Source organism: Novosphingobium sp. BL-S-33 (assembly GCF_056857025.1).
The window spans coordinates 3,115,288-3,140,848 of the sequence record NZ_CM166474.1; the positions used below are offsets into that span (position 1 = coordinate 3,115,288).

Sequence of the window (25,561 nt, forward strand, 5' to 3'; positions counted from 1 at the left end):
CGGATTGCCCTGACTTACCGCCTCAGGCTCCGACCGCTCGCGCATCGCGGATCATGCGGCCGATCTGGTCGAGCAGGGTCAACCGCTCTTTCTTGAGATCTTCCAGTCGCGCGTCGGAAGCCACTTCGAGTTGCTCCTCGATGCGGTTGATGGCGCCGTTGACCTCGCCGTAGCGATCCGCGAGCGCGGCGAAGTGCCCGCGCGTGGCCTTGAGGTGGTGGAGGACCGCAATATCCTCCGGGAATTCCTCGACGAGTTCGTGGGGCTTGTAGGTCATCGGCTCTCCTCAACGCTCGATAGAGCTTCGATTTTAGCCTCTCGCCCTTCCCGCGCCTTGCGCGGGATCAAAGCGCAAGGCGGGAAATTCAGATTTGCGAGTAATCCACCTGCGGCCGGCTTTCGCGCGTGCCGCGATAGAGCTTGTCAGGTTCGCGCGGGTCGCCGGCGATCATGACGTGGTCGTCGTGGACCGCAACCAGCGTGCCCACGAACGGGAACCCCTCAAGGCTGCCGTTGACGCGGTAGCTCACGGTATCGCCCACCTTGAAGCTTGCCGCGTCGAAATTGAATTCAAAGGGGCAGGCTTCGCCCGTCTCACCCATGCCTTGCATTTATCGCTCTCCTATTCCGGGCAAAGTAACCCAGAACCCGCAGCCGCAAAACCGAAAAGCGCAGTCTTCGATCAGGTTTTACCTCTTCGCGCGCAAGATTGTTTTGCGCGGCCCGGACAACGGGCCCGCCCATCGAAGCCATATCGCCCCAAAACAAAAAGGCCGCCCAAACGGGCGGCCTTTTCATTCATTCGGAGAAGCGGATGCTTCAGCCGACGATTTCTTCGGGCTTGAAGAAGTAGGCGATTTCGATCGCCGCGTTCTCTTCCGAGTCCGAACCGTGAACCGAGTTGGCTTCGATCGATTCGGCGTAAACCTTGCGGATGGTGCCTTCGGCGGCATCAGCCGGGTTGGTGGCGCCCATCACGTCGCGGTTGGCCTTCACGGCGTCTTCGCCTTCGAGAACCTGCACGACGACCGGACCCGAAACCATGAACGAAACGAGGTCGTTGAAGAACGGACGTTCCTTGTGGACGGCGTAGAAGCCCTCGGCCTGTTCCTGGGTCATCTGGATGCGCTTCGAGGCGACGACGCGCAGGCCGGCTTCCTCAAGCATCTTGGTCACGCCGCCGGTCAGGTTGCGGCGGGTCGCGTCGGGCTTGATGATCGAGAAGGTGCGGGTAACCGCCATGGTAGGTTCCTTGCGAGGTAGGGGTTTTGAATTGTTGGCGGGCCCCTAGCCGGGAACGGCCCGGATCGCAAGAATTAGGCTGCGTAATGATGAACCCTCAGAGGGGAGAATCATCCAGCCTGAACCCATCTCCCGCCGTCCTGCTTCCAGTAATAGTGTTCCACGCCCTCACGGCCCCGCAACATACGCCAGGTATCGCGTGCATGCTGGAGCGTGGACTGGTCGAACAGGAAGAACATGCGCTCGAACGGGGTATCGCCTTCGCGCCATTGCCCATCGGCAATCGCCATGAACTTCGCGCCGTTGGAAGGCTCCGGCACTTCGGAAATCAGGATCGGCTGGCGATCCTCGCCCCCGTCGCCCGCGAAGCCGTTGGCGAGGAAGCTCTCCGATCCGGTCGACCACAGCGCCTGGCAGATGCGCTGGCGCTGGCCGAGGTCTGCGGAGACGACAAGCAGCCGCTCGCCATTCCCCGCGACCTTTCCGGCAATCAGCGCAAGCGCGCTTTCGGCAGGGTCGCGACTGAGCTGATAGAAATCCACGCGCATGTCGCGACCCGAGCCTTTTACTTACGCTTCAAGCGTATCGCGCACGAAGCGGTCAAGCAGACGCACGCCGAAGCCCGAGGCGCCCTTGTCCCAGGTCGCGCCCGGCTTGTCGGTCCACACGGTACCGGCAATGTCGAGGTGCGCCCAGGGGGTGTCGTTCTCGATGAAGCGCAGCAGGAACTGCGCCGCCGTGATCGAGCCGCCGAAGCGCGGGCCGACGTTCTTGATGTCGGCAATCGGGCTGTCGATCATCTTGTCGTAGTTCGGGCCCATCGGCATGCGCCACAGGCGGTCGCCCGAGGCGTCGCCGGCGGCGTTGAGCTGGCCTGCCAGCTCGTCGTTGTTCGAGAACAGACCCGCATATTCATGCGCGAGGCTGAGGATGATCGCGCCGGTCAGCGTGGCGAGGTCGACGATCTTGGCAGGTTTGTACTCGCGCTGCACCCAGGTCAGCGCGTCGCACAGGACCAGACGGCCCTCGGCGTCGGTATTGATGACCTCGATGGTCTGGCCCGAGAGCGAAGTGACGACGTCACCGGGGCGCTGGGCATTGCCGTCGGGCATGTTTTCCACAAGACCGCAGACGCCAACCACGTTGGCCTTGGCCTTGCGCAGCGCAAGCGCGAGCATGGTACCGGCCACCGCACCGGCGCCGCCCATGTCCCACTTCATGTCTTCCATGCCGGCCGCCGGCTTGATCGAGATGCCGCCGGTGTCGAAAGTCACGCCCTTGCCGACGAAGGCCACGGGCGCCTCGCCCGCGTTGCCGCCCAGCCATTCGAGCACCAGCAGGCGCGCCGGGCGCACCGAGCCCTGTGCCACGCCGAGCAGCGAGCCCATGCCGAGATCGGCCATTTCCTTCTCGTCGAGCACGCGGACCTTCAGGCCGCTGCCCGCCATCTTCGCCTCGCAGCGGGCGACGAAGGTTTCCGGGTAGATCGCATTGGCCGGTTCGGTAACGAGTTCGCGGGTGAAGGACACGCCCTCTACAATCGCCTGCTCCACGGCCCAGACCGCCTCGGTCCCTTCGGGCGCGCCGACCACGGCGATGTCCACGAGGCTCGGCTTGGCGTCTTCGGCCAGCTTGGTGCGATACGTGTCGAGGCGCCATGCGCGCAGCACCGCGCCCAGCAGCGCACCGGCCGCTTCGTCGGCCGAGAGGCCCGCGCCGGTGAGGTCCAGCGTCACCGCCGTCTCGCCCGAAGTGAGGTACTTGGCGACGACGGCCGCACCGGCGCGCTCGATGGCGCCCTTGCGGTCCTTGCCGTCAGCGGACCCGATCCCGGCCAGCGCGACGCGCACGACTTTGCCGTTACGCTCGACAAAGCCCTCGAACACCTGCCCTGCCTTCGCGGTGAAACGCGATGCCTTGGCACCCTCGACCAGCACCGGCTCAAGGTCGGCGGGAATCGCGTCCTGATTCACGAAGCGGGCGACGAGACGCGCCGCGGAGGCGGCAGCTGCGTCAAGGAACTGGATATTCATGGGATCTCCTGAATTCTTGTGGGCGAGCGACGGACTTGTGCGCTTCGCCACAACAGCGGATTGCAGTTAGGCACAGGCGGTGCGATAGGCAAGCCATGCTCCCGGCCGCCCCGACCCTGCTGCATGCCCGCAAGCTGCGCCTGCACCACCTTCCGTTGCCGCTGCTGGCTGCCGGATTTGTATCTCTTTCATTGCCTTGCACTGCGTTTGCACAGGATCTGTCGCGGCAGGTGGATACCGGGCCGATTCAAGGTGCTCCGCCTGCGCCTCCGCCCGCAACTGCGGACCTGGTGCCGGTCGCTTTCGAGGCCGATACCGTCGAATACGACGAACACGGCGAAACGGTTACCGCCAAGGGCAACGTCGTCCTGCGCAAGGACAAGCAATCGGTTCGCGCCGATACCGTCACATGGAACCGGACGACCGGCCAGATCGTCGGCACCGGCAACGTGCGCGTCGTCGACCAGAACGGCAACCAGGTCTATTCCGACCATGTCGAGCTTACCGACGAGCTGAAGACCGGGGCGATGGAAAACCTGCTGCTGGTGCTGCGCGAAGGCGCGCGGCTGGCGGCGAACAAGGGCGAGCGCCTCGCCAATGGCGATGTCGTACTCCAGCACGCCGCCTATAGCGGATGCGCCGTGTCCGACGATTCGGGCTGCCCCAAGAGCCCCACCTGGCGCGTGCTCGCCAAGTCCGTGATCTACAGCGAGGATAAGAACCTCGTGCGCTTCTCGGACGCCCGGCTCGAGCTGTTCGGTAAAGTCCAGATCCCGCTGTTCGGCATGTCGGTCAGCACCAATGGCGGCGCGGTGTCCGGCTTCCTGGTTCCCGATTTCCGGTCCAGCCCGTCGAACGGCATCGAGGTGGCGCAGCCCTATTACTGGAAGATCGCCCCGAACCGCGATCTGACCGGCACGCTGCACGTCTATACCGAAGCCGCGCCGATGGCTTCGTTCGAGTACCGCGCTCTCACCGATAAGGGCGCGTACCAGATCACCGGCTACGCCACGTCGAGCAACAAGATCCCGATCGACGATACCAATCCCGATCCCAACCGCGAGCGCTCGTTCCGCGGCTACATCTTCGCCAATGGCAGGTTCCAGCTCGACGAGGGCTGGAGCGTGACCGCCTCGATCCGCCGCGCCACCGACCGCACGTTCCTGCGCCGCTACGACATCAGCCGCGACGACCGCCTGCGTTCGAGCGTCGAGGTCGAGCATATCGACGAAGACAGCTACTTCTCGTTCGCAGGCTATGCCACGCAAACTATGCGCTCGGGCCAGGATCAGGGGCTGATGCCCGTGGCGATCCCGGTGATCGACTATCGCCGCCGCTTCGACGAATCGCTGCTGGGCGGCAAGATCGAGACACAGGTGAACACCATGGGTATCACCCGCGTCGACGGGCAGGATACCCAGCGTGCGTTCGCCAGCGCCCAGTGGTCGCTGCGCAAGGTCACCGGAATGGGTCAGGAAGTGGTGTTCACCGGCCTTGTGCGCGGGGATGTCTACCACTCGGACGAGAATGACACGACCACCACGGTAGCCTATCAGGGCATGCCCGGCTGGCAGAGCCGCGCGATCGCCCTGGCAGCAGTCGACGTCAAGTGGCCGCTGGTGGGGCAGGTCTTAGGCGGCACCCAGGTCCTGACGCCGCGCGTCCAGCTGGTGGCGACGCCGTCGATCAAGAATCTGGAGATTCCCAACGAGGATTCACGCGCGATCGAGCTGGAGGACACCAACCTCTTCTCGCTCAACCGCTTCCCCGGCTACGACCGTTTCGAGGACGGCGTGCGCGTCACGTACGGCTTCGACTGGATGTTCGAGCGGCCGCGTTGGCGCATCAAGAGCACGCTCGGCCAGTCGGTGCGCCTCAGCAACGATCAGTCGATTCTGCCTGACGGCACCGGCCTTTCCGACAAGACTTCGGACATCGTCGGCCGTACCGAAATCCGTTATCGCAACTTCGTCAGCCTGATCCACCGCTTCCGGCTAGACAAGGACAATCTGGCCGTGCGCCGCAACGAAGTCGATCTGGAGCTGGGCAGCAACCAGACCTATTTCGAACTCGGCTATACCAAGCTCAACCGCGACGTTACCGAGAATATCGAGGATCTCCAGAACCGCGAGGAAGTGCGCGCCGCCGGCCGCGTCGCCTTCGCGAACTACTGGTCGATGTTCGGTTCGGCGGTGGTCAATCTCACCAACCACAGCGAGGATCCGATTTACGGCTCGGACGGCTTCCAGCCGCTGCGCACGCGGTTCGGCGTTGCCTATGAGGACGATTGCCTCGAAATCGCGCTGACCTGGCGTCGCGACTACGTCTCCAACGGCGACGCGCGCAAGGGCAACTCCTTCGCACTCCATTTCGCGCTCAAGAACATCGGCGTCCACTGAGCGAAAAACCCTCCAACAGGCACAAGTTGACTGGGGCACGCCCGGGGCGTTGGCAGGTCATGTCAAAGCCGCTATCGGACGCACTCAGTTTCGGTTAAGCCGCAGGCCGACATAGGCCGGAAAACGTCCGCAAGGTGTCCGTCACCTTGCGAACGGGGACCGGAAATGACTGGTCGCAGACGGGATAGAGATCAACGGTGACAGCAATCCAACGTAGCAGGTCCATCAAGCGTGCGGTGCGCAATTGCGCGATCGCGGGCGGCGCCATCGCGTCCGCCCTGTCCCCGCTCGCAGTGTCGACCGCGGCTTATGCCCAGGCTGCCGCCACGCAGACGACCGAGCAGGGCGACATCGTGATCCCCGACGACGTCAAGATCTTCGGCAACGACAACCCGAACGTCCGCCGCGCCACCGCGGTGGTCAACGGCGACATCATCACCGGTACGGACGTGGACCAGCGCCTGGCGCTGATCCTGGCCGCGAACCAGGGCAAGATCGACGATGACGAGAAGAAGCGCCTGCGCCTTCAGGTGCTGCGCAACCTGATCGACGAAACGCTCCAGATTCAGGAAGCCAAGGCGGCCGATGTCGCAGTGACCGATGCCGATGTCGACCAGACATACGGCCGCGTCGCCTCGCAGAACTTCGGACAGAACGCTGCGGCCATGGACGCCTATCTCAAGCGCGTCGGCTCCTCCACCGATTCGCTGAAGCGCCAGATTCGCGGCGAACTGTCGTGGCAGCACCTGCTCCAGCGCAACGTCCAGCCGTACATCAACGTCTCGGACGATGAAGTGAACGAGATGCTGACGCGTCTCAAGGCGGCCAAGGGCACGGACGAGTACCGCATCGGCGAAATCTACCTCGCCTCGACGGACGATTCGCAGCAGCAGGTCTACCAGAATGCCATGCAGATCGTGCAGCAGCTCAAGCAGGGCGGCAGCTTCGTGGCCTATGCCCGCCAGTATTCGCAGGCATCGACTGCGGCGGTCGGCGGCGACCTTGGCTGGATCCGCCTTGCCCAGCTTCCTGCCGAACTCGCCAATGCCGCGCACGACATGCAGCCCGGCCAGCTCGTCGGCCCGATCCAGGTGCCCGGCGGCTACGACATCATCTATCTGATCGACAAGCGTCAGGTCCTCACCGCCGATCCGCGCGACGCGGTGCTGGCGCTCAAGCAGATCTCGCTCAACTTCCCGAAGGGCATTTCGGAAGCGGAAGCCAATACCAAGGCGCAGGCTTTCGCCAAGGCCATCAGCACCGCCAAGGGCTGCGGCGATGTCGACAAGGTAGCCACCGGCGTCGGCGCCCAAGTCGTCGCCAACGATCAGGTCAAGGCGCGCGACCTTCCCGCCGCGATCCAGACCTCGATCCTTCAGCTTTCGCCCGGCGAAACGCTGCCGCCGTTCGGCTCGCTGACCGAGGGCGTGCGCATCCTGATGCTCTGCGGCCGCGACGACCCGCAGGTCGATTCGGGCCCGAGCTTCGAACAGCTCCAGTCGCAGATCGAGGACGATCGCGTGAACAAGCGCGCGCAGATGTACCTGCGCGATCTCAGGCGCGACGCGATCATCGAATACAACTGATGCGTTCATGAGCGGCACCGTAACGATGTCTGCGGCGCCGCTTGCCGTTTCGCTGGGGGATCCTGCCGGGATCGCCCCGGAACTGATCGCCGAGGCGTGGACGCGCCGTGAAGGTTCCAACCTCGCGCCGTTCTTCGCCGTCGGCGGCGCCGGCCTGCTGGCCGCTGCCGCCCACAGCCGGGGCATCGCGCTGCCGGTGATCCGCATTGCCAGCCCGGCCGAAGCGATCACCGCTTTCGCGCACGGATTGCCCGTTCTGGGCGACGAAGACGCCTCCCCCGCATTCGGAATGCCTTCACGGGAAGGCGCGGAACTCGCGCTCCATTCGCTCACGCAGGCAGTGCGTCTCGCCGTTTCGGGTGAAGCGGGGGGGATCGTTACCGGCCCCATCGCCAAATCGAAACTCGCCGAAATCGGCTTCACTCAGCCCGGCCAGACCGAATTCTGCGCCGATGCCTGCGGCGTTGCCCACGACGATGCTGTGATGATGCTGGCGGGACCGAACCTGCGGACCGTACCGCTAACCGTCCATGTTGCGCTGACTCAAGTGCCCGCCCTGCTCACCCGCGACCTGATCGCGCGCAAGACGCGGATCGTCGCGCAGGCACTGGCGCGCGATTTCGGCCTGTCACCCGCGCGTATCGCCATCACCGGGCTCAATCCCCACGCCGGCGAAGACGGCCGCATGGGCCGCGAGGAAATCGACACCATCATTCCCGCCATCGAAGCGCTCGCGGCCGAAGGACTGGCCGTCACCGGCCCGCACCCGGCCGACGCGCTCTTTGCCGCTCACCAGCGCGATGCCTTCGACGTCGCGCTTTGCATGTATCACGATCAGGCCCTGATCCCGATCAAGACGCTCGACTTCGATGCCGGCGTCAATGTCACGCTCGGCCTGCCGATCGTCCGCACTTCGCCCGATCACGGCACCGCCTTCGCCATCGCCGGAAAGGGCGTGGCGAGCGCGGGCGCGATGATCGCGGCGCTGCGGATGGCCGGCGAGTGCGCGGCACGCAGGGCCGCTGAAGGAATTCCGGCATGACCACTCTCCCCCCTTTGCGCGAAGTCATCGCCAAGCACGGGCTCTCGGCCAGCAAGGCGCTCGGCCAGAACTTCCTGTTCGACGAGCAATTGCTCGACCGCATCGCCGCGATTCCCGGCGACCTCGACGGCGCGCAAGTGCTGGAAATCGGCCCCGGTCCCGGCGGCCTCACCCGCGCATTGCTGCGCGCCGGGGCACAGGTTACCGCGATCGAGATGGACCGGCGCTGCCTGCCCGCGCTCGCCGAACTCGAAGCGGCATTCCCCGGCAAGCTCAAGGTGATCGAAGGGGATGCGATGAAGATCGACCCTGCGACGCTGTTCGAGGGGCCGTACCACATCGTCGCCAACCTGCCCTACAATGTCGGCACGGCGCTCTTCACCGGCTGGCTCTCGGGCGAGACATGGCCGCCGCAGTGGCGCTCTCTGACACTGATGTTCCAAGAGGAAGTGGCACGCCGCATCATCGCCGAGCCAAACATCTCTGCCTATGGCCGCCTTGCCGTGCTGGCGCAGTGGCGCGCGAAGGCGAAGCTGGCGATGAAAGTGCACCGCAGCGCCTTCACACCGCCGCCAAAGGTCATGTCGGCCATCGTCCATGTCGAACCGGGCGAGGCGCCCGAAGGCGTCTCCATGCGCGTTCTGGAACGGACGACCGAGGCCGCCTTCGGCCAGCGCCGCAAGATGCTGCGCCAGAGCGTCAAGGGCGTTCCCGGCGCGCTGGACGCGCTGGAACGGCTGGGAATCGACCCGCAACGCCGCGCTGAAACGCTCTCCGTCGATGAATTCGTGAGCCTCGCCCGCGAACTGACCAAGCGCTGAGCGCGGGCTCAGCTATTTGTCGCCAAGGTCGCTTTCGCCCGTCGCGGCGATATGCAAGCTGTTGAGCGGTTCCATACCCGGCGTGACAATCCGCGTCACAACGACAATGGAACACACCAGAACGCCGAGGATCAGGAAGGCCTGAAGCAGCCGCGCCGACAAAGGACCGTCTGACGCCAGTGCCGCTGCGAGCGGGCGACAATGCTCGGAGGCTGCTGCCGCTTCCGCACTGAGCACAATCGGCATCGCTCCACCTTCAAGAAGCGCCATAACGCAGATCGGCTCGCTCAAGGAAACACTGCAACGTTTGCCGCGACGCCCGCGCACCTGGCCGACCAGCGCTTGCCGGCCGACCATTACTTCAACGATTTCACCCATCGCTGGAGGTTGGGACATCATCAGGCACAGTCCACGCACGCTGGCGTCGACCACTATCGCCTCGTCCTCTACCATTCCGGTAGCCGTCGCGTGGCGCACACATGCCTGGACCATCGCACGTGCCCGGTCTCTAACGAAAACCCTCTGCTCGTTCATGGGACAAGGCCCCCCAGCCGTTCCGATGAGACTACTCTAACTACCAATCTCGCAGAGGGAAGTTAATGAACTGAAAACGTTACGACATCAAAACCGCCGTGTCAGACTTCCGCCAACGCTGGAGATCCAGCCATCGCGGCCTTCTTGCGGAGCCGCCAGGCATGCAGCAGCGGCTCGGTATAGCCGTTGGGTTGCTCTACGCCCCGGAACACGAGGTCGCAGGCCGCGCGGAAGGCGAAGGACGTATCCCAGTTGCCCGCCATCGGCTCATAAAGCGGATCGCCGGCATTCTGCGCATCGACCTTGGCGGCCATGCGCTTCAGTGACTCCATGACCTGCGCCTCACTGCAAACGCCGTGCAGCAGCCAGTTGGCCATGTGCTGGCTGGAGATGCGCAGCGTCGCGCGGTCCTCCATCAGGCCCACATCGTTGATGTCAGGCACCTTGGAGCAGCCGACGCCCTGATCGATCCAGCGCACGACATAGCCGAGCAGGCCCTGCGCATTGTTGTCGAGTTCTTCGCGGATCTCGTCTTCCGACCAGTTCGCACCCTGGGCCAGCGGAACTTGCAGCAGCAGGTCCAACCCCGGAATCTCGCCTTCCGCGATCTCTCCGCGCAGGCCGAAAACGTCGACCTCGTGATAGTGCATCGCGTGGAGCGTGGCGGCCGTGGGCGACGGCACCCATGCGGTGTTCGCGCCGGTCCTGGGATGCCCGATCTTCTGCTCCAGCATGTCGCGCATCATGTCCGGCGCGGCCCACATGCCCTTGCCGATCTGCGCCACACCCGAAAGCCCATGCGCAAGGCCGATGGCGACGTTGCGGCGCTCGTAAGCGGCGATCCAGGTCGAGCCCTTGATCGCGCTCTTGCGGATCATCGGCCCGGCCCGCATCGAGGTGTGGATCTCATCGCCCGTGCGGTCGAGGAAGCCGGTGTTGATGAAGACGATTCGATCCCGGACGGCGTGGATGCAGGCGGCGAGGTTCGCAGACGTGCGCCGCTCCTCGTCCATGACGCCAACCTTGATGGTGTGACGATCCAGCCCCAGCAGGTCCTCCACCACATCGAACAGGTCGTTGGTGAAGGCACATTCCTCCGGCCCGTGCATCTTCGGCTTGACGATATAAATGCTGCCCTGGCGGCTGTTGCCGAACCGCGTGAGGCCTTTCACGTCCTGCGCCGAAATCGCACTGGTCAGGACGGCATCCATGATCCCCTCGGGGATTTCCGAACCGTCCGGCAGCAAGATCGCCGGGTTGGTCATCAGATGGCCAACATTGCGCACGAACAGCAGGCTGCGGCCCGGCAGGTCAACCGTTTCGCCCGAGGCCAGGGTGACGCGCTTGTCGCCCGCGAGTTCGCGGGTCAGCGTACGGCCACCCTTCTCGAACGTTTCGGTAAGGTCGCCCCGGATCACGCCCAGCCAGTTGGCATAGGCCGCCAGCTTGTCCTCGGCATCGACCGCCGCGACCGAATCCTCCAGATCGACGATCGTGGTGAGCGCGGATTCGAGAACGATGTCGGCGATGCCCGCCTTGTCCGCACCGCCGACCTCGGTCGAGCGGTCGACTACGATCTCGATGGCCAACCCGTTCGAGCGATAGAGCCGTCCCTTCGCCGTCTCGCCCAGATATTGCGCGGGATCGGCGAGCGGCGCGTCGACCGTCTCCACATCGGACCAACTTCCCGCCGCCAGCGGCAGGGCCTTGTCAAGAAACGCACGGCCCGCCGCGATCACTGCCGCGCCGCGAACCGGGTCGTAGCCCTTGCCCTGCGCAGGCGCCGCGTCGAGCGCGTCGGTGCCGTAGAAGGCGTCGTAAAGGCTGCCCCAGCGGGCATTGGCGGCGTTGAGCAGGAACCGCGCATTGAGCACGGGAACGACGAGCTGCGGCCCTGCCATCGTGGCGATCTCGGGATCGACGCCGGTGGTCCCGATGGCGAATTGACCGGGCTCGGGAACGAGATAGCCGATCTCACGCAGGAAGGCCTGATAATCGCCCTGATCGATGGGCTTGCCCGGGCGGCTCATATGCCAGGCGTCGATCAGCGACTGGAGTTCGTCACGCTTCGCCAGCAGCGCGCGATTACGCGGGGCGAGTTGCCCCACCAGCGCGGCAAACCCGCTCCAGAACGTGGCGGCGTCCAGCCCGATCGGGGGCAGGACCTGCTCCTCGACAAAGCGCGCCAGTGCGGTGTCGACCCGCAGGCCCGAACGTTCCATCCTGTCAGTCATCATTCCTCGCATATCCAATGCACGCGGGCCGATTGCAGGCGCGCGCGTCCGTGACACTGTTTTTCAAGTCTGTCCCGGGGAGGAATCGCGGGTTCTATGCCCGATCGCTGCCACAATGGCAACAGGCCGTTCGAGACTGTGCCGCAAAGGGAGTAGTCCGTCGGACCCGCTTACATTGGCGTCGGAAAGGCTTACATTGCAACGGTTCGTCAACCATCGAGTCCGCCGGGAACCCGTGACTGGCATGGACGTTGCTCAGAGTCAGTGAGTGGAGGTGGGGGCGAAGTCCGCAAAGGTAAGGACATGCTGCGCAAGATTACCCGCCTATTCGTCATCAAGACGCACTGGGAAGCGTACATGATTATCTACGCCCTCGCGCTGGGCGCGGTGGAACGCGGCAGCGTCTACCTCACGCGCTTTCCCGGCTTCGGCGGCAAACTGCTGTTCCTGGCCTGCACCGGCGCGGTGTTCATGGCGGGTGCCAAGATTCTGGACGCAATCAAATACGAGAAGGCGCAAAGGCTTGCGCCCTTGCTGGAATCGGCCGCTCCAAAGCCCAAAAGCCACACGTCACGGCAGGACCGCAACGCCGCCTGACGGCAGTGCGTGCCTGTCCGACCTGAAGGCCTGCCCGATCTGAAGGAAGGTGGGGTGTTTCTGTTGCAAGGTACACCCCGGACCCCTGGAATCCCTTCTGTTGCCCGGTGGGTCCAACCGCGCTTTAGCTTTGTAACTTCAGGCCGTTAGGCCCTAGAATTACGCGGCGAGAGCGAGTGCTTCGTTGTCGTTGGCACTTGTGAGTTTTGAGCCTTGAACGGGTTACTCAGCCCGGAAGAAAACACCGCTTTTCAACACACGTCGATCCTAGTTCGGCCCCGTCATCACCCCTGCGACAACAGGGTTGTCCCGCCATAAGCTGGACGGGTGATGGTGGAGCCGCCGGGTACCGCCCCCGGGTCCGCTGTGCCTATTGAACGGCGCAGTTTATCATCATAGCCAGCAAGCTGGCAGGGACCCATATAGGGTCCGCCGCGCAAAAGAAAAGGGCGGGAATCACTCCCACCCTTCTCTCGCGATCACAAAGGGTTTGCCCCGATCACCCCTTCTTCAGGGAGTCGCGGATCTCGGCGAGCAGTTCGACTTCGGTCGGCCCGGCGGGCGCGGCTTCCTTCGCCGGCATCAGCTTGTTGGCCTGACGCACGAGGAGGAAGATCACGAAAGCCAGGATAAGGAAGTTGAGCACTGCCGTGATGAACGAGCCGTAGCCCAGCATGGCAACGCCCGCCGTCTTGAGCGCGGCATAAGTCATCGGGCCGTGGTAAGTGGCCGGAACCGTGCCGAGCACCACGAACTTGTTGCTGAAATCGATACCTCCGGTGATGAGGCCGATGAACGGCATGATGACATCGTCGGTGAGCGAGGAGACGATCTTGCCGAAAGCGGCGCCGATGATCACACCCACGGCAAGATCGAGCGCATTGCCGCGCGCGATGAACGTCTTGAATTCCTGAAGCATCTTTCGCTGATCCCCTATGATTTCAGGTGTTCTTACGAATTTTCAAATGGTTGTCGGGCGGGCCTGCCACGCCGCATAAGCCGCAGGTTGCCACATTGGCCCTTTGGTAACAATCGGTTGCGGGCACGGTTGCACCCCGGACGGTCCTTGAACCGGCCCCCACCCCTGCTATCTATGCCAAGGACGCGACGTGGCCGTTTCGGCCCGATCGACCTGGAGGACACCCTATGCGCCTTTCCCTCGCCGCTCGTGCCGGACGCAACAGCCTTGCCCTTGCGGCCGCGCTGTGGCTGGCCGGTTGCGGCTTCAACTCGGTACCGACCAAGCAGGAAGCCGCCAAGGCCAAGTGGGCCGACGTGCAGGCCGCCTATCAGGAACGCGCCAACCTCGTGCCCAACCTTGCCGCCGTGGCCAAGGGCGCGGCAACGCAGGAGAAGGAAATCCTGACCGGCGTGGTGGAAGCGCGCGCCAAGGCCACCTCGATCCAGCTCAGCGCCAATGACCTCAACGATCCGGCCAAGATGCAGCAGTTCCAGGCCGCGCAGGGCCAGCTCGGCCAGAGCCTCTCGCGCCTGCTGGTCAGCGTCGAGCAGTATCCCGAGCTGAAGTCGATCGTGAACTACCAGATGCTGCAAACCCAGCTCGAAGGGCAGGAGAACCGCATCCGCATCGCCGTGCGTGACTACAACGCGGCGGTTCAGACCTACAACACCGCTGTCCGCACGTTCCCGACCATGATCGGTGCCAAGCTGCGCGGCGCGGATCCGCTGGTGCCCTACACGGCGTCGACGCCGGGCGCGGACGTCGCGCCCAGCCTCGAAGGCAAGATGTGATCCGGTGAACCCTTTCCGGGCCGTCCTTGCGGCCGTTCTTCTGGCCCTCGGCGTGCTGCTTGCCCAGCAGGCAGCCGCCGAGCCCACGTTCCCCAAGCTCACCGGCCGGGTCGTGGACGACGCCAATGTCATCCCCGACGATGTCGAGGCCCGGCTGACGCAGAAACTGGACGCGCTGGAAAAAAATTCCGGCCGCCAGCTCGTCGTCGTCACCCTCCCCAGCCTTCAGGGCTACGAGATCTCCGACTACGGCTATCAGCTCGGCCGCGCCTGGGGCATCGGTGAGAAGGACAAGAACACCGGCGCCCTGCTGATCGTCGCACCCAACGAACACAAGGTGCGGATCGAGGTCGGCTACGGTCTGGAGCCGATCATCACCGACGGTCTGTCGTTCCTCATCATCAACAACCAGATTCTCCCCCGCTTCAAGGCGGGCGACATGCCCGGCGGCATCGAGGCCGGGACAGACGCGATCGCCAAGCAACTCACCCTGCCGCCCGATCAGGCGCGTCAGGTGGCTGCCAATGCCGACGCCGCGCGCAAGCCGCAGGAAGGCGGATTCCCTGTGGGGACCATCATCTTCATCGGTTTCCTCGTGTTCTTCGTCGCCCTGCCGATGATCAACGAGGCACGCGCAGGCGGGCGGCGCCGGCGCGGTCTGGGCGGTCCGATCATCTGGATGCCCGGCGGTCGTGACGACGATGACCACTGGGGCGGTGGCGGCGGCTGGGGCGGCGGCGGCGGTTTCGGCGGAGGCGGCGGGTTCTCGGGCGGCGGCGGCAGCTTCGGCGGCGGCGGCGCGAGCGGAAGCTGGTAGAGGAGAGAACGACATGCCCTCACCCATCTACCTTTCCGAGGATGACCACGCTCGCATCGCCGCTGCCGTTGGCGAGGCCGAGATGCGCAGTTCGGGCGAGATCGTGACCGTGCTGGCCGAACGCTCGGACGGCTACACCGATGTCGCGCTCGCGTGGAGCGCGGTGGTCGCCTTCCTTGCGCTGGCCGCGCTGGTATTCGCGCCCGGCTTCTACATGGGACTTTACGACCGCCTGCTGGCCAGCTGGGGCCACGAATGGACCCCGCGCATGATTATCGGACTGGCCGGCGGAGTTGCCGCAATCAAGTTCGGCGCCATGCTGGCGCTCCAGCTCTGGCAGCCGCTGCGGTTCTGGCTGGTGCCGGGTCCGGTCAAGACCATGCGCGTGCACACCCATGCCTTGCGCGCCTTCCGCATCGGCGCCGAACAGCGCACCACCGGCCGTACCGGCGTGCTCATCTACCTCTCCATGCGCGAACACCGCGCCGAGATCGTGGCCGACAAGGCCATCGCCGCCAAAGTGGACCCCGAGATCTGGGGCCATGTCATGGCCGCCATGCTCGCCCACGTGGGCGATGAGCGCGTGGCTGACGGCATGGTGGTCGCCGTGGGCAAAGTGGGTGACATCCTCTCCGAACACTTCCCACGCGCCGATGATGACGTGAACGAACTTCCCGACAGGATTATCGAAGTATGACCGAACTGGCCTCCCTGCCCCTGCCCCCCGATGCCGACGAACCCGATGAAATCATGTGGCAAGGCAAGTTCATCACCACGCGCAAGCGGGGCCGCTGGGAATATGTGAGCCGCGCGCGCGGCATCCATGCCGCCGTGATCCTTGCGGTGGACGCCGAAGACCACGTGATCCTGGTGGACCAGTACCGCGTGCCGCTGGGCAAGCGCTGCATCGAACTTCCCGCCGGCCTCGTCGGCGATCATGATGATGTCGCGGGCGAGGACGCCAGCGTCGCCGCCGCGCGCGAGTTGGAGGAAGAGACCGGCTATCACGCCGGCCGCATGGAAAACCTCGGCGAATTCTACTCCTCGCCCGGCATGGTGAGCGAAAGCTTCAGCCTGTTCCGCGCCCATGACCTTGTGAAAGTGGGCGAAGGCGGCGGCGTCGACAGCGAGGACATCATCGTCCACCGCGTGCCGCTGGCCGGGATCGAGCAAGCCATCGCCGAATGGCGCAAGGCTGGTTACGCGCTGGACGTGAAGCTGCTGCTCCTGCTCGGCGCGCGAATGCTGGGCTGATCGGGCCAAAACCTGTGAACCCGATACTATTCATCCAGGCGGCCGTTTGCCTGGCGGCGGGAATACCAAAGGTGTTTTGGCCCGGCCGCAAGCGTGCCGAGGCCGAGGCGCACCAACGCCGGAGAATTGATCAGCTGGACTCAGGGGCGGAGGAAACCTTCTTCGAGGAACGCCGTACCATATTTGCCTATCCTCCCCCGAAATCCGACACCAAAATGCGCATCAACGGGACACTGCAAGTTCTCCTTGGCGCCGCCTCCATAGCGCTTGCGGTCTGGTCTTGATGCCATGCGCACCCGCCCCGGCACCTGCCAGCGCAAGGCCCGATATCCCACCGAAGCAGCCGCGCTGGAAGTGGCCGCACGGGCATCGATCGCCCTGCGCCCTTATCGCTGTCCGCTGTGCCGCCAATATCACCTGACGAGCCGCACCAAAGGCATGCGGCTGCCTCGTTTCGAGCGCGAACGGCGCAAGGGCGAGCCGGAGGCGCCTTGAGTGAAATCACGCCGGTCAGGTCGGCAATTGCGCCGGATTGAACTCGGTTCGTCGAAATTGTGTCGGATCTGCGGCAAAATATGCCGGGTCGGTTCCGATTGAGGTTGCAACAATCCTAGGATTGACGGAGGGCTGATGCCCAGTCCCTACGGAGTTTATCTTGGCCGGATCCCTGTCCAGGCGCATCGTCGTCCTGTGCGTCATTCTCAGCATCGTGCTGGCCGGGCTGGCTGGACTGCTGCTTGACGCTTCGGCGCAGATGCGCGCGAGCCTGACGTGGATCACGCATTCCTCGCAAGTGCTGGAAACCGCCGACCGGGCCTTGCGGCACCTTCAGGCCGCCGAGTCCGGCCAGCGCGGCTTCACGCTGACGCAGAACCCCGAATTCGCAGTCAGCTTTCCCACTGAACTGGCCGAGGCCCGGCGCGAGGCTGCCGGCCTCGTCGCGCTGACATCCGACAATCCGCTCCAGAACACCCGCGCCAAGCAGGTCCAGAACCTGATCGACGAGCGCGCGAAAAGCCTGGAGGAAACCGCCCGCCTCACCCGCCGCGGCGATTTCGAAGCCGCGCGCGCCTATGTCGCGGCCGGCCACGGGCGCTTCCTCATGCTGCTGGTGACCGCACGCACGAATGACCTGCTCGAAGCCGAGCGCGCGCTCGCCGCCAACCGCATGGATGCGGTGAAGGAGCGCCTCGACTACATCCGCTGGCTCGTCCTGTTCGGCACGCCGATCACGGTGATCACGATCACCTTCCTGGCAAGCGCGCTGATCCGCCGCATCCGACGCCCGGTGGACGCGATGATGGCGGTCATGGGCCAGCTCGGCGCCGGGGACCGCAGCGCACGCATCACCGCACGCATGGAATCGAGCGAGTTCCAGCGCCTTGCCCGAGGCTACAACCGGATGGCCGACGAGCTGGAATCCGCCGTCGCCGATCAGGTTGTGAGCGCGCAGCAACTGCATCACGCCAACCACGAACTCAGTCTCAATGCCGAAGTGCTGCGCGAGCGTGGCGAGGTGATCGAACTGCTCGGCGGCATGGCCCACCGCATGCAGGCCGCCCGCACCGACGAGGAACTGGCCTCGATCATCCGCGTCTTCGTGCCGCGCGTGCTGCCGGACGTTCCCGGCGCGCTGTTCGCGCACAACAACTCGCGCAACCTGCTGATCCCGATCGCGGCATGGGGCGGCATCGAAGTCGCGGCTGGCGGCTTCGCACCTGATCAGTGCTGGGCGCTCCGGCGCGGCCAAAGCCACTTCGTGATCGATCCTGAATCGGACATCGTCTGCGCCCATGTCGGCAACGAGACCGATCATTACCACTGCGAACCGCTGCTCGCAGGCGGCGAAGTGATCGGTGTCCTCTACCTGAAGGGCGTGGTCGAGGCCGAGAACCGCTTCCGCATGACGGTGCTGACCGAGAACATCGCCTCGGCCCTCGTCAACCACCGCCTCCAGCGCGGCCTGCGCGAACAGACCATCCGCGATCCGCTGACCGGGCTGTTCAACCGCCGCTACATGGAAGAGACGCTGGCGCTGGAAATCGCGCGCGCCTCGCGCGGGGGCACGCCGCTCGGCCTTGTCATGTGCGATGTCGACCACTTCAAGCGCTTCAACGACGAGTTCGGCCACGAGGCCGGCGATGCGGTGCTTCAGGCCGTAGCCGCCGAAATGCGCAGCCGCTTCCGCGACGGCGACGTCGTCTGCCGCTTCGGGGGCGAGGAGTTCACCATCATCGCCCCCGGCACATCAGCGGCGGCGCTGGCCGAGCGCGTCGAGGCCGTGCGGCAGGCTATCGGCGAACTCAACATCCACCAGGGCGGCCGCACGTTGGGCGCGACCACGATGTCCTTTGGCATCGCCGTGTGGGAAGAGAACATGGAGCGCGACGGCTCGACCCTGATCAAGGTCGCCGACGCCGCGCTCTATCGCGCCAAGCGCGAAGGCCGCAACCGCGTGGTGCTGGACAGCCGCGCGGAATCCATGGCGGCGTAATCGGCCAAGCCGGGCCTCACCTCTATTCGTTGAGCAATCCGGTAGCATTCTCCGGATTGCTCTAGTTCGTCATTGCGAGCGTAGCGAAGCAATCCAGAGCGGCGTGAGACTGCCCCTGGATTGCTTCGCTACGCTCGCAATGACGAGGGAAATTTGACGCGATAATTGCGGTGCCTCAGAGCGTCGTGAAGATCGCGCCGAAGTCCTTGCCGCCATTGCCGGCCTCTACGAACGCTTCGTAGATCTTCATCGCGTGCTCGCCCATCGGCACAGTCGCGCCCGAAGTCTCCGCGCCCGCCATCGCAAGGCGCAGATCCTTGAGCATCAGTGCGGAGGCAAAGCCGCCCGCATAGCCATTGTCCGCCGGGCTCGTCACACCGACGCCGGGCATTGGCGTATAATCGTTGAGCGACCAGCAGTAGCCGGTCGCCTTCGAGCTGATGTCATAGAAAGTCTGCGGATCGAGCCCGGCCTTCTGTGCCAGCGCCAGTGCCTCGCACGTGCCGATCATGTGGATCGCCAGCAGCATGTTGTTACACATCTTGGCGACCTGCCCCGCGCCGGTCTCACCAGCGTGGATCACCGCCTTCGCCATCGGTTCGAGCACAGCTTTCGCGCGCTCGAAGGCCGCGTCGCTGCCACCCACCATGAACGTGAGCGTGCCACCGTTGGCCGCCGCGATGCCGCCCGAGACGGGCGCGTCGACCATCTCATAGCCTTCCGCCTGCGCCAGTTCGACCACTTCGCGTGCGGTGGCGAGATCGATGGTCGAGCAATCGAGGAATAACGCGCCCTTCGGAGCCTTGCCGAAAACGTCCTGCGTATAGACCGCGCGCACGATGGCGCCGTTGGGCAGCATGGTGACGACGGCATCGACGCCGTCAACCGCAGCCGGGATGCTGTCGAAAGTCGCGCATCCGTGTTCGGCCGCCTTGGCGACGGCCTCGGCAGAGAGGTCGAAAGCGTTCACGGCGTGGCCCGCCTTGACGAGGTTCGCGGCCATGCCGCCGCCCATGTTACCGAGGCCGATGAAAGCGATTTTCATGACATTCTCTCCCAAATCACGCCGAGTACGGCAGCCTGTTGGACAGGCATGTCTCTATCCCGTCACCCCCGCACAGGCGGGGATCCCACTTGCGAAACCGCCCTTGTGTCGCCTGCCGGAAGCGGGATTCCCGCTTTCGCGGGAATGACGATGCGGAAGGGAGGCAGGTCGCGCCGCCCCACGTCGCACTATCCGACTTACTTGCCCTTCCAGACGCCCGGACGCTTTTCGACGAAGGCGGCCATGCCTTCGGCCTTGTCCTCGGTAGCGGTGAGCACCTGGAACATGCGGCGTTCCATGATGAGGCCGGTATCGAGCGTGGTCTCGAAGGCCATATTGACCAGTTCCTTGTTCATCATCGCGGCCAGCGGCGGCATTGCCGCGATCGCCTCGGCCGCCTTGAGCGCTTCATCCAGCAGTTGGTCGAGCGGGACGACACGGCTGACAAGGCCCGAACGCTCGGCCTCGGCAGCGTCCATCAGACGGCCGGTGAGGCACATGTCCATGGCCTTCGACTTGCCCACCGCGCGCGTCAGGCGCTGCGATCCGCCCATGCCGGGCGCGACACCCAGCTTGATCTCCGGCTGGCCGAACTTGGCGTTTTCCGATGCGATGATGAAGTCCGCCATCATCGCCACTTCGCAGCCGCCACCCAGCGCAAAGCCGTTGACGGCCGCGATCCAGGGCTTGCGGGTGGTCTTGACCAGGCTGCTGGTCCAGCCCGCGAAGAAGTCCTCCGAATAGAATTCGGCGCCCGGCTTATCGGACATTTCCTTGATGTCGGCGCCTGCCGCGAAGGCCTTCTCGCCCGAGCCGGTGATGACGGCGCAACCCTGGGTCTTGTCCGCTTCGAACGCGGCGAAGGCCGCGATCAGCTCCTCCAGCACCACCGAATTCAGCGCATTGAGCGCCTGCGGACGGTTGAGCGTGATGAGGGTGACGGCACCCTTCGTTTCGACCAGGATCGTTTCGTAGCTCATCGCGGGTTCCTTCAGGTATTCGCTTCGATGTTGGCGATCAGCGCGGCGAGATGCGCCGGGCTGGCATGTTCGTGCGCCTCGTCCTTCGAGGTCGGCGTGTTGTCGTAGGGGATCGGCTCGTCGAACTGGTCGGTCGAAAGATCCCAGAAGCGGCCGTCCACCTTGTTGTAGAAGTGGGTGCCGCCTTTGGTCGCCGTCTTGCAGATCTCACCGCCGAAATAGTGCTGCACGGCCAGCGACGTCACCGCGCACTGATTGCGCGCGGGGTTGGCCGGGTCGAACGGATCGGAAATGGTATCGGCGGACCAGGATTTCTTGACGACGTGGTAGAGATCGATCGGCGTTTCGAACCGGCGGCTGGGCGTCAAATGGGCCTCCATTCCTCTTCCGGGGCGAGCGGCGCGAAGATCGCATCCAGCATCGCATCGGTCACGCCCTCCGGCGCCGCCGGGTTCCACTTCGGCGCCTGATCCTTGTCGACGATCACCGCGCGGACGCCTTCGGCGAAATCGGGCAGGACCAACACGCGGCTGCCAATGCGGTATTCCATCGCCATGTTCTCGGCGAATGTGTCGAACGTCAGCGAGGTGGCGAGCTGGCGCAGCGAGACCTTGCAGGCCTGCGGGCTCTTGGTGTGCAGCGTGGCGAGTTCGCGGGCAGCCCACTCGCTATCGTCGCTGTCGAGCGAGGCGAGGATCTGCTCCAGCGTATCGAAGGCGAAGTGCTTGCGGATCTGCGCCGCGTGGGCGGCAATCTTCGGTTCAGACGGGGTGACGGCAAGCGCGGTGAGCACGGCGCCAATCTCGTGACCGGCAGCAATGCGGCGCTTGGCCTCGGGCAAGTCCTCGCTATTCAGGTAATGCGTCGCGAGCCCGGCCCAGAGGCACTCCGCCCCGTCGAGCCGCGCGCCGGTGAGCGCCAGGAACTGGCCCAGCCGCCCGTCCAGCCGCGAGAGATACCAGCCGCCGCCGACATCGGGGAACAGGCCGATTCCGGTTTCAGGCATGGCGAAGCGCGTGTTCTCGGTGGCGACGCGGTAATGCGCGGGCTGCGAGATGCCGACGCCGCCGCCCATGGTGATGCCGTCCATGAAGGCGACCACGGGCTTGGCATATTCGAAGAGCTGGTGGTTCAGCCGATACTCCTCGAAGAAGAACCGGCGGCCCGAATGACCGTCATCCTCCAGCGCCGAGCGGCGCAAGAGATTGATATCGCCGCCCGAGCAGAAACCACGGCCCTCGCTGTGTTCGATCCACACGGCTTTCACGGCCGGGTCATCGGCCCATTCGGCCAGCGAATCGCTCATCGACTCGCACATGCCCAAAGTGAGCGCATGAATCGCCTTCGGACGGTTCAGTGCGATCACACCGGCCACACCTTCGCGGGACGTAAGCAGTTCTTCAGTCAGGATATCGATGGTCATGATCGTCCTCGCGCGGGTTACTTCAGGAGGTCACGCCCGATGATCATGCGCATGACCTCATTGGTGCCTTCGAGGATACGATGGACGCGCAGGTCGCGCCAGAAGCGCTCGATAGGATAATCCTTCAGATAGCCGTATCCACCGAACATCTGGAGCGCCCGGTCGACAACCGACGAGCCGGTGTCGCTGGCCATCATCTTGGCCATGGCGGCGAAGCGGGTCTTGTCCGGCGCACCGGCCGTGACCTTGGCGGCGGCGAGGTAGAGCAGCGCGCGCGCGGCCTCCAGTTCGGCAGCCATGTCGGCCAGACGGAACTGGGTGTTCTGGAATTCGGCGATCGGCTGGTCGAACTGCTTGCGGTCCTTCACATAGGCAATCGCCTCATCAAGGCAGCGCTGCGCACCGCCCAGCGAGCAGGCACCGATGTTGAGGCGGCCGCCGTCAAGGCCGGCCATCGCGAACTTGAAACCGTCACCTTCCGCACCGACGCGGTTTTCGACCGGGATGCGGCAATCCTCGAACACGACCTGCGCGGTGGGCGAGGCGTTCCAGCCCAGCTTCTTCTCCGGCGCGCCGAAGGACAGGCCGGGCGTGTCCTTGTCCACCACGAAGCAGGATACGCCGCGCGACTTGTGATCGCCGGTGCGGGCCATCACCACGTAGACGTCGTTGATGCCGCCGCCGGAAATGAACTGCTTGGTGCCGTTGAGCACGTAGTGATCGCCGTCCAGCCGCGCCGTCGTCTTCAGCGCCGCCGCGTCCGAGCCCGAGCCGGGTTCGGTCAGGCAATAGGAGCCGATCTTCTCCATCGTCACCAGATCGGGCAGGTAGCGATCCTTGAGCTGCTGATCGCCGAACGTGTCGATCATCCAGGCGACCATGTTGTGGATCGAGACATAGGCGCTGGTGGCCGGGCAGCCGTAGGACATGGCCTCCATGATGAGCGCCGCGTCCAGACGGCCAAGGCCGATGCCGCCGTTTTCCTCGGACACATAGATCGCGCCGAAACCAAGCTCGCCCGCCGCCTTCCACACGTCCACCGGATAGTGGTGCTTCTCATCCCACTCGGCAGCGTATGGCGTGATGCGGTCGGCGGTGAACTTGCGCGCCGTTTCCTGGATCGCGAGTTGGTCTTCGGTGAGGCCAAACTGCCCCGTTTCAAACTGTGCGCTCATCTCAATCCTGCTGCTGGCTGGTGCGCGCCTCTAGGGGCACCGCGTGTAAGTAAGCGTTTCGGGCGCGGCGTCGGGCCCGGTGTCCTTGCGGACAAGTGTGTGGCCGCCGTCGGGACTGGCGAGCGAGACGTCAAGCTTCCAGCTCTGGCCTTCGCCCGAAAAGGCGAATTCGGCTTCGATCGCATCGTCGGCGGCGGACTTGACGGTGCCGAGGCTGGCGACCGATTCGTAGAAAGTCAGCCGCGTGGCATCGATGGTGAGCAGGCCCTTGGCATCGCCGCGCGTGCTTGTGCAGTCGCCATTCACAAGGCCCCATCGGCCGCGCAGGCTCTCCGGAATTTCGGAGGGCAGCGGCGCTTCGGTGACCGTGGAGGTCTCTGCCGCAGTCGGTTCGCCGGTTGCCGTAGCCTGCTCCTTGCTTGCCGGCTGCTTCGAACACCCGGCAAGAGTGAGCACACCGGCCGCAAGCGCGAGCGGCAGGGACCAACGGGCGGAGACGTGCGGTGCGGTAACGGTCCTGATCTTCATCATGACTTGTCCTTTCCGGTTCCAAGGGCGCTCCCGAAGGAACGCCCCGAACACCCCGCTGTTTCCGCCCTGCTCCTGCCCGCTGGCCGCTGCGCTGTCTACATTACCCCATGGTCGGGATGATGAAGGCGCTGTCGCCCGCGCCGCCGTCGGGCCAACGCTGCGTCACGGTCTTGACCTTGGTCCAGAAGCGCACGCCTTCCATGCCGTACTGGTTGTGATCGCCAAAGGCCGAACGCTTCCAGCCGCCGAAGCTGTGGTAGCTGACCGGCACCGGGATCGGCACGTTCACGCCGACCATGCCCACCTGCACGCGGCTGACGAACTCGCGCGCGGCGTGGCCGTTGCGGGTGAAGATGGCGACGCCGTTTCCGTACTGGTGACGGGTCGGCAGTTCCACTGCTTCCTCGAACGTCTTGGCACGGACGATCTGGAGCACCGGGCCGAAGATCTCTTCCTTATAGGCGCTCATCTCGGTCGTGACATGATCGAACAGCGACGGGCCGACGAAGAAGCCTTCCTCGTAACCCTGAAGCGAGAAGCCGCGACCGTCGACCACCAGTTCCGCGCCTTCGTCGACGCCGGTCTGGATCCAGTTCTCGATCTTCTGCTTGTGCACGGCGGTCACGACCGGGCCGTACTGCGCCTCGGGATCGGTGGAGATACCGACCTTCAGCTTGTCGATCGCGGCGATCAGCTTTTCGCGCAGGATGTCGGCGGTTTCATCGCCCACCGGCACCGCGACCGGCAGCGCCATGCAGCGCTCGCCCGCCGAACCGTAGGCCGCGCCCATGATGTCGTTGACGGCCTGGTCCATGTCCGCATCGGGCATGACGATGGCGTGGTTCTTGGCCCCGCCCATGGCCTGCACGCGCTTGCCGGCAGCAACGCCGCGCGAATAGACATATTGCGCAATGTCGGACGAGCCGACGAAGCTGACGGCGGCGATGCCCGGATGGTCGAGGATCGCGTCGACCATTTCCTTGTCGCCGTGGACGACCTGGAGCACGCCTTCGGGCGCGCCGGCCTCAATGAACAGCTCGGCAAGGCGGTTCGGAACCGAAGGATCGCGCTCCGACGGCTTGAGGATGAAGGTGTTGCCCACTGCCACGGCCGGAGCGAACATCCACAGCGGGATCATGGCCGGGAAGTTGAACGGGGTGATGCCCGCGCCCACGCCCAGCGGCGCGCGCAGCGAATAGACGTCGATGCCCGGACCGGCGCCCTGCGTGTATTCGCCCTTCAGCATGTGCGGGATGCCGCAGCAGAATTCCACGACCTCAAGGCCGCGCTGGATGTCGCCCTTGGCGTCGTCCACCACCTTGCCGTGCTCCGAAGCGAGCATTTCGGCCAGCGCCTGCATGTTCTGCTCGATCAGTTCCTTGAACTTGAACAGAACGCGGGCGCGGCGTTGCGGGTTGGTGGCGGCCCACTTGGGCTGCACGGCCTGCGCGGTGGCTACGGCACGGTCCAGCAGGGCCTTGTCGCCAAGCGGAACCTGCGCCTGCACGGCGCCGGTGCTGGGATTGAAAACGTCGCCGAGACGAGCGGCCGGACCGCCGGGTCCGCCGACTACGAAGTGGTCAATCAGGCGCATTCCTCATC

At 64.8% G+C, this 25,561-nt stretch carries 26 protein-coding genes and 1 other RNA gene; 11 read left to right on the forward strand and 16 right to left on the reverse strand.

All coding sequences use genetic code 11. The annotated features are described in order from the left end of the window. Positions 1-22: 22 nt before the first annotated feature. From AC1VVM_RS14465 to AC1VVM_RS14485, 5 genes are all read right to left on the reverse strand, one after another. Entirely contained in the window at positions 23-277 is a 255-nt protein-coding gene (locus tag AC1VVM_RS14465; RefSeq protein WP_482904471.1) for an HP1242/YdcH family protein, read from the reverse strand. An 88-nt stretch (positions 278-365) separates the two neighbouring features. Further along, on the reverse strand, positions 366-611 hold the full coding sequence (locus AC1VVM_RS14470) for a hypothetical protein (RefSeq protein WP_132391783.1): 246 nt from the start codon (positions 609-611) through the stop codon (positions 366-368). Positions 612-819: 208 nt separating this feature from the next. Next, a complete protein-coding gene (gene ndk / locus AC1VVM_RS14475; protein ID WP_132391785.1) occupies positions 820-1,242 on the reverse strand; it encodes a nucleoside-diphosphate kinase in 423 nt (140 codons plus the stop codon). Positions 1,243-1,352: 110 nt separating this feature from the next. Beyond that, positions 1,353-1,790, reverse strand: coding sequence for a DNA polymerase III subunit chi (locus tag AC1VVM_RS14480; RefSeq protein WP_482955277.1), 438 nt, complete (start codon positions 1,788-1,790; stop codon positions 1,353-1,355). A 21-nt stretch (positions 1,791-1,811) separates the two neighbouring features. After that, entirely contained in the window at positions 1,812-3,275 is a 1,464-nt protein-coding gene (locus tag AC1VVM_RS14485) for a leucyl aminopeptidase (RefSeq protein ID WP_482904473.1), read from the reverse strand. Positions 3,276-3,370: 95 nt separating this feature from the next. Between AC1VVM_RS14485 and AC1VVM_RS14490 the strand changes: the two genes are divergently transcribed. From AC1VVM_RS14490 to rsmA, 4 genes are all read left to right on the forward strand, one after another. Further along, entirely contained in the window at positions 3,371-5,674 is a 2,304-nt protein-coding gene (locus AC1VVM_RS14490) for an LPS-assembly protein LptD (protein WP_482955278.1), read from the forward strand. Between the two features lie 197 nt (positions 5,675-5,871). Next, complete coding sequence (locus AC1VVM_RS14495) at positions 5,872-7,260, forward strand: peptidylprolyl isomerase (RefSeq protein WP_482904474.1); 1,389 nt, start codon at positions 5,872-5,874, stop codon at positions 7,258-7,260. Between the two features lie 7 nt (positions 7,261-7,267). Beyond that, the gene (gene pdxA, locus AC1VVM_RS14500) at positions 7,268-8,302 is read left to right on the forward strand and encodes a 4-hydroxythreonine-4-phosphate dehydrogenase PdxA (protein ID WP_482955279.1); all 1,035 of its coding nucleotides are present in this window, start codon (positions 7,268-7,270) and stop codon (positions 8,300-8,302) included. Then, positions 8,299-9,123, forward strand: a complete 825-nt coding sequence (gene rsmA, locus AC1VVM_RS14505) for a 16S rRNA (adenine(1518)-N(6)/adenine(1519)-N(6))-dimethyltransferase RsmA (protein ID WP_482955280.1) — start codon at positions 8,299-8,301, stop codon at positions 9,121-9,123. The genes pdxA and rsmA overlap by 4 nt, the downstream gene beginning before the upstream one ends. Before the next feature lie 12 nt (positions 9,124-9,135). On the opposite strand, the gene AC1VVM_RS14510 is transcribed toward rsmA, so the two are convergent. Both AC1VVM_RS14510 and AC1VVM_RS14515 read right to left on the reverse strand, forming a co-directional pair. Further along, positions 9,136-9,555, reverse strand: a complete 420-nt coding sequence (locus tag AC1VVM_RS14510; protein ID WP_482955281.1) for a hypothetical protein — start codon at positions 9,553-9,555, stop codon at positions 9,136-9,138. A gap of 203 nt (positions 9,556-9,758) precedes the next feature. Continuing rightward, on the reverse strand, positions 9,759-11,891 hold the full coding sequence (locus AC1VVM_RS14515; RefSeq protein WP_482956358.1) for a malate synthase G: 2,133 nt from the start codon (positions 11,889-11,891) through the stop codon (positions 9,759-9,761). 303 nt (positions 11,892-12,194) lie between these two features. Between AC1VVM_RS14515 and AC1VVM_RS14520 the strand changes: the two genes are divergently transcribed. Next, positions 12,195-12,488 carry a hypothetical protein gene (locus tag AC1VVM_RS14520; protein WP_482955282.1) on the forward strand — a complete coding sequence of 98 codons (294 nt, stop codon included), beginning with the start codon at positions 12,195-12,197 and terminating at the stop codon, positions 12,486-12,488. Positions 12,489-12,574: 86 nt separating this feature from the next. Here AC1VVM_RS14520 and ssrA read toward each other — a convergent pair. Together ssrA and mscL are read right to left on the reverse strand one after the other, a co-directional pair. Then, positions 12,575-12,939: a transfer-messenger RNA gene (gene ssrA, locus AC1VVM_RS14525) on the reverse strand. Positions 12,940-12,987: 48 nt separating this feature from the next. Further along, positions 12,988-13,407: a large conductance mechanosensitive channel protein MscL gene (gene mscL / locus AC1VVM_RS14530; protein ID WP_132391799.1), complete on the reverse strand. Its 420-nt coding sequence runs from the start codon at positions 13,405-13,407 to the stop codon at positions 12,988-12,990. 227 nt (positions 13,408-13,634) lie between these two features. On the opposite strand from mscL, the gene AC1VVM_RS14535 reads away from it, so the two are divergent. The 6 genes from AC1VVM_RS14535 to AC1VVM_RS14560 all read left to right on the forward strand — a co-directional run bounded on the left by AC1VVM_RS14535 (position 13,635) and on the right by AC1VVM_RS14560 (position 18,805). After that, the gene (locus AC1VVM_RS14535; RefSeq protein WP_132391801.1) at positions 13,635-14,240 is read left to right on the forward strand and encodes a LemA family protein; all 606 of its coding nucleotides are present in this window, start codon (positions 13,635-13,637) and stop codon (positions 14,238-14,240) included. Positions 14,241-14,244: 4 nt separating this feature from the next. Next, complete coding sequence (locus tag AC1VVM_RS14540; RefSeq protein ID WP_482955283.1) at positions 14,245-15,057, forward strand: TPM domain-containing protein; 813 nt, start codon at positions 14,245-14,247, stop codon at positions 15,055-15,057. Positions 15,058-15,070: 13 nt separating this feature from the next. Next, positions 15,071-15,754, forward strand: a complete 684-nt coding sequence (locus AC1VVM_RS14545) for a TPM domain-containing protein (RefSeq protein WP_482955284.1) — start codon at positions 15,071-15,073, stop codon at positions 15,752-15,754. Continuing rightward, on the forward strand, positions 15,751-16,311 hold the full coding sequence (locus tag AC1VVM_RS14550; RefSeq protein ID WP_482955285.1) for an NUDIX hydrolase: 561 nt from the start codon (positions 15,751-15,753) through the stop codon (positions 16,309-16,311). The genes AC1VVM_RS14545 and AC1VVM_RS14550 overlap by 4 nt, the downstream gene beginning before the upstream one ends. A gap of 288 nt (positions 16,312-16,599) precedes the next feature. Beyond that, complete coding sequence (locus tag AC1VVM_RS14555; RefSeq protein ID WP_132391809.1) at positions 16,600-16,806, forward strand: hypothetical protein; 207 nt, start codon at positions 16,600-16,602, stop codon at positions 16,804-16,806. Between the two features lie 160 nt (positions 16,807-16,966). Beyond that, positions 16,967-18,805, forward strand: a complete 1,839-nt coding sequence (locus tag AC1VVM_RS14560; protein WP_482955286.1) for a diguanylate cyclase — start codon at positions 16,967-16,969, stop codon at positions 18,803-18,805. A 175-nt stretch (positions 18,806-18,980) separates the two neighbouring features. Here the strand turns inward: AC1VVM_RS14560 and mmsB are convergent, their stop codons facing one another. The 7 genes from mmsB to AC1VVM_RS14595 all read right to left on the reverse strand — a co-directional run bounded on the left by mmsB (position 18,981) and on the right by AC1VVM_RS14595 (position 25,553). Then, the gene (gene mmsB, locus AC1VVM_RS14565; protein ID WP_482955287.1) at positions 18,981-19,850 is read right to left on the reverse strand and encodes a 3-hydroxyisobutyrate dehydrogenase; all 870 of its coding nucleotides are present in this window, start codon (positions 19,848-19,850) and stop codon (positions 18,981-18,983) included. Between the two features lie 197 nt (positions 19,851-20,047). Then, on the reverse strand, positions 20,048-20,830 hold the full coding sequence (locus AC1VVM_RS14570; protein ID WP_132391813.1) for an enoyl-CoA hydratase-related protein: 783 nt from the start codon (positions 20,828-20,830) through the stop codon (positions 20,048-20,050). 11 nt (positions 20,831-20,841) lie between these two features. Next, the gene (locus tag AC1VVM_RS14575) at positions 20,842-21,198 is read right to left on the reverse strand and encodes a YunG family protein (protein WP_482955288.1); all 357 of its coding nucleotides are present in this window, start codon (positions 21,196-21,198) and stop codon (positions 20,842-20,844) included. Continuing rightward, on the reverse strand, positions 21,195-22,253 hold the full coding sequence (locus tag AC1VVM_RS14580; protein ID WP_482955289.1) for an enoyl-CoA hydratase/isomerase family protein: 1,059 nt from the start codon (positions 22,251-22,253) through the stop codon (positions 21,195-21,197). Before AC1VVM_RS14580 ends, AC1VVM_RS14575 begins: the two co-directional genes overlap by 4 nt. A gap of 17 nt (positions 22,254-22,270) precedes the next feature. After that, on the reverse strand, positions 22,271-23,428 hold the full coding sequence (locus AC1VVM_RS14585; RefSeq protein ID WP_482955290.1) for an acyl-CoA dehydrogenase family protein: 1,158 nt from the start codon (positions 23,426-23,428) through the stop codon (positions 22,271-22,273). A 30-nt stretch (positions 23,429-23,458) separates the two neighbouring features. Next, a complete protein-coding gene (locus AC1VVM_RS14590; RefSeq protein WP_482955291.1) occupies positions 23,459-23,959 on the reverse strand; it encodes a hypothetical protein in 501 nt (166 codons plus the stop codon). A gap of 100 nt (positions 23,960-24,059) precedes the next feature. Further along, complete coding sequence (locus AC1VVM_RS14595; RefSeq protein WP_482955292.1) at positions 24,060-25,553, reverse strand: CoA-acylating methylmalonate-semialdehyde dehydrogenase; 1,494 nt, start codon at positions 25,551-25,553, stop codon at positions 24,060-24,062. Positions 25,554-25,561 lie beyond the last annotated feature (8 nt).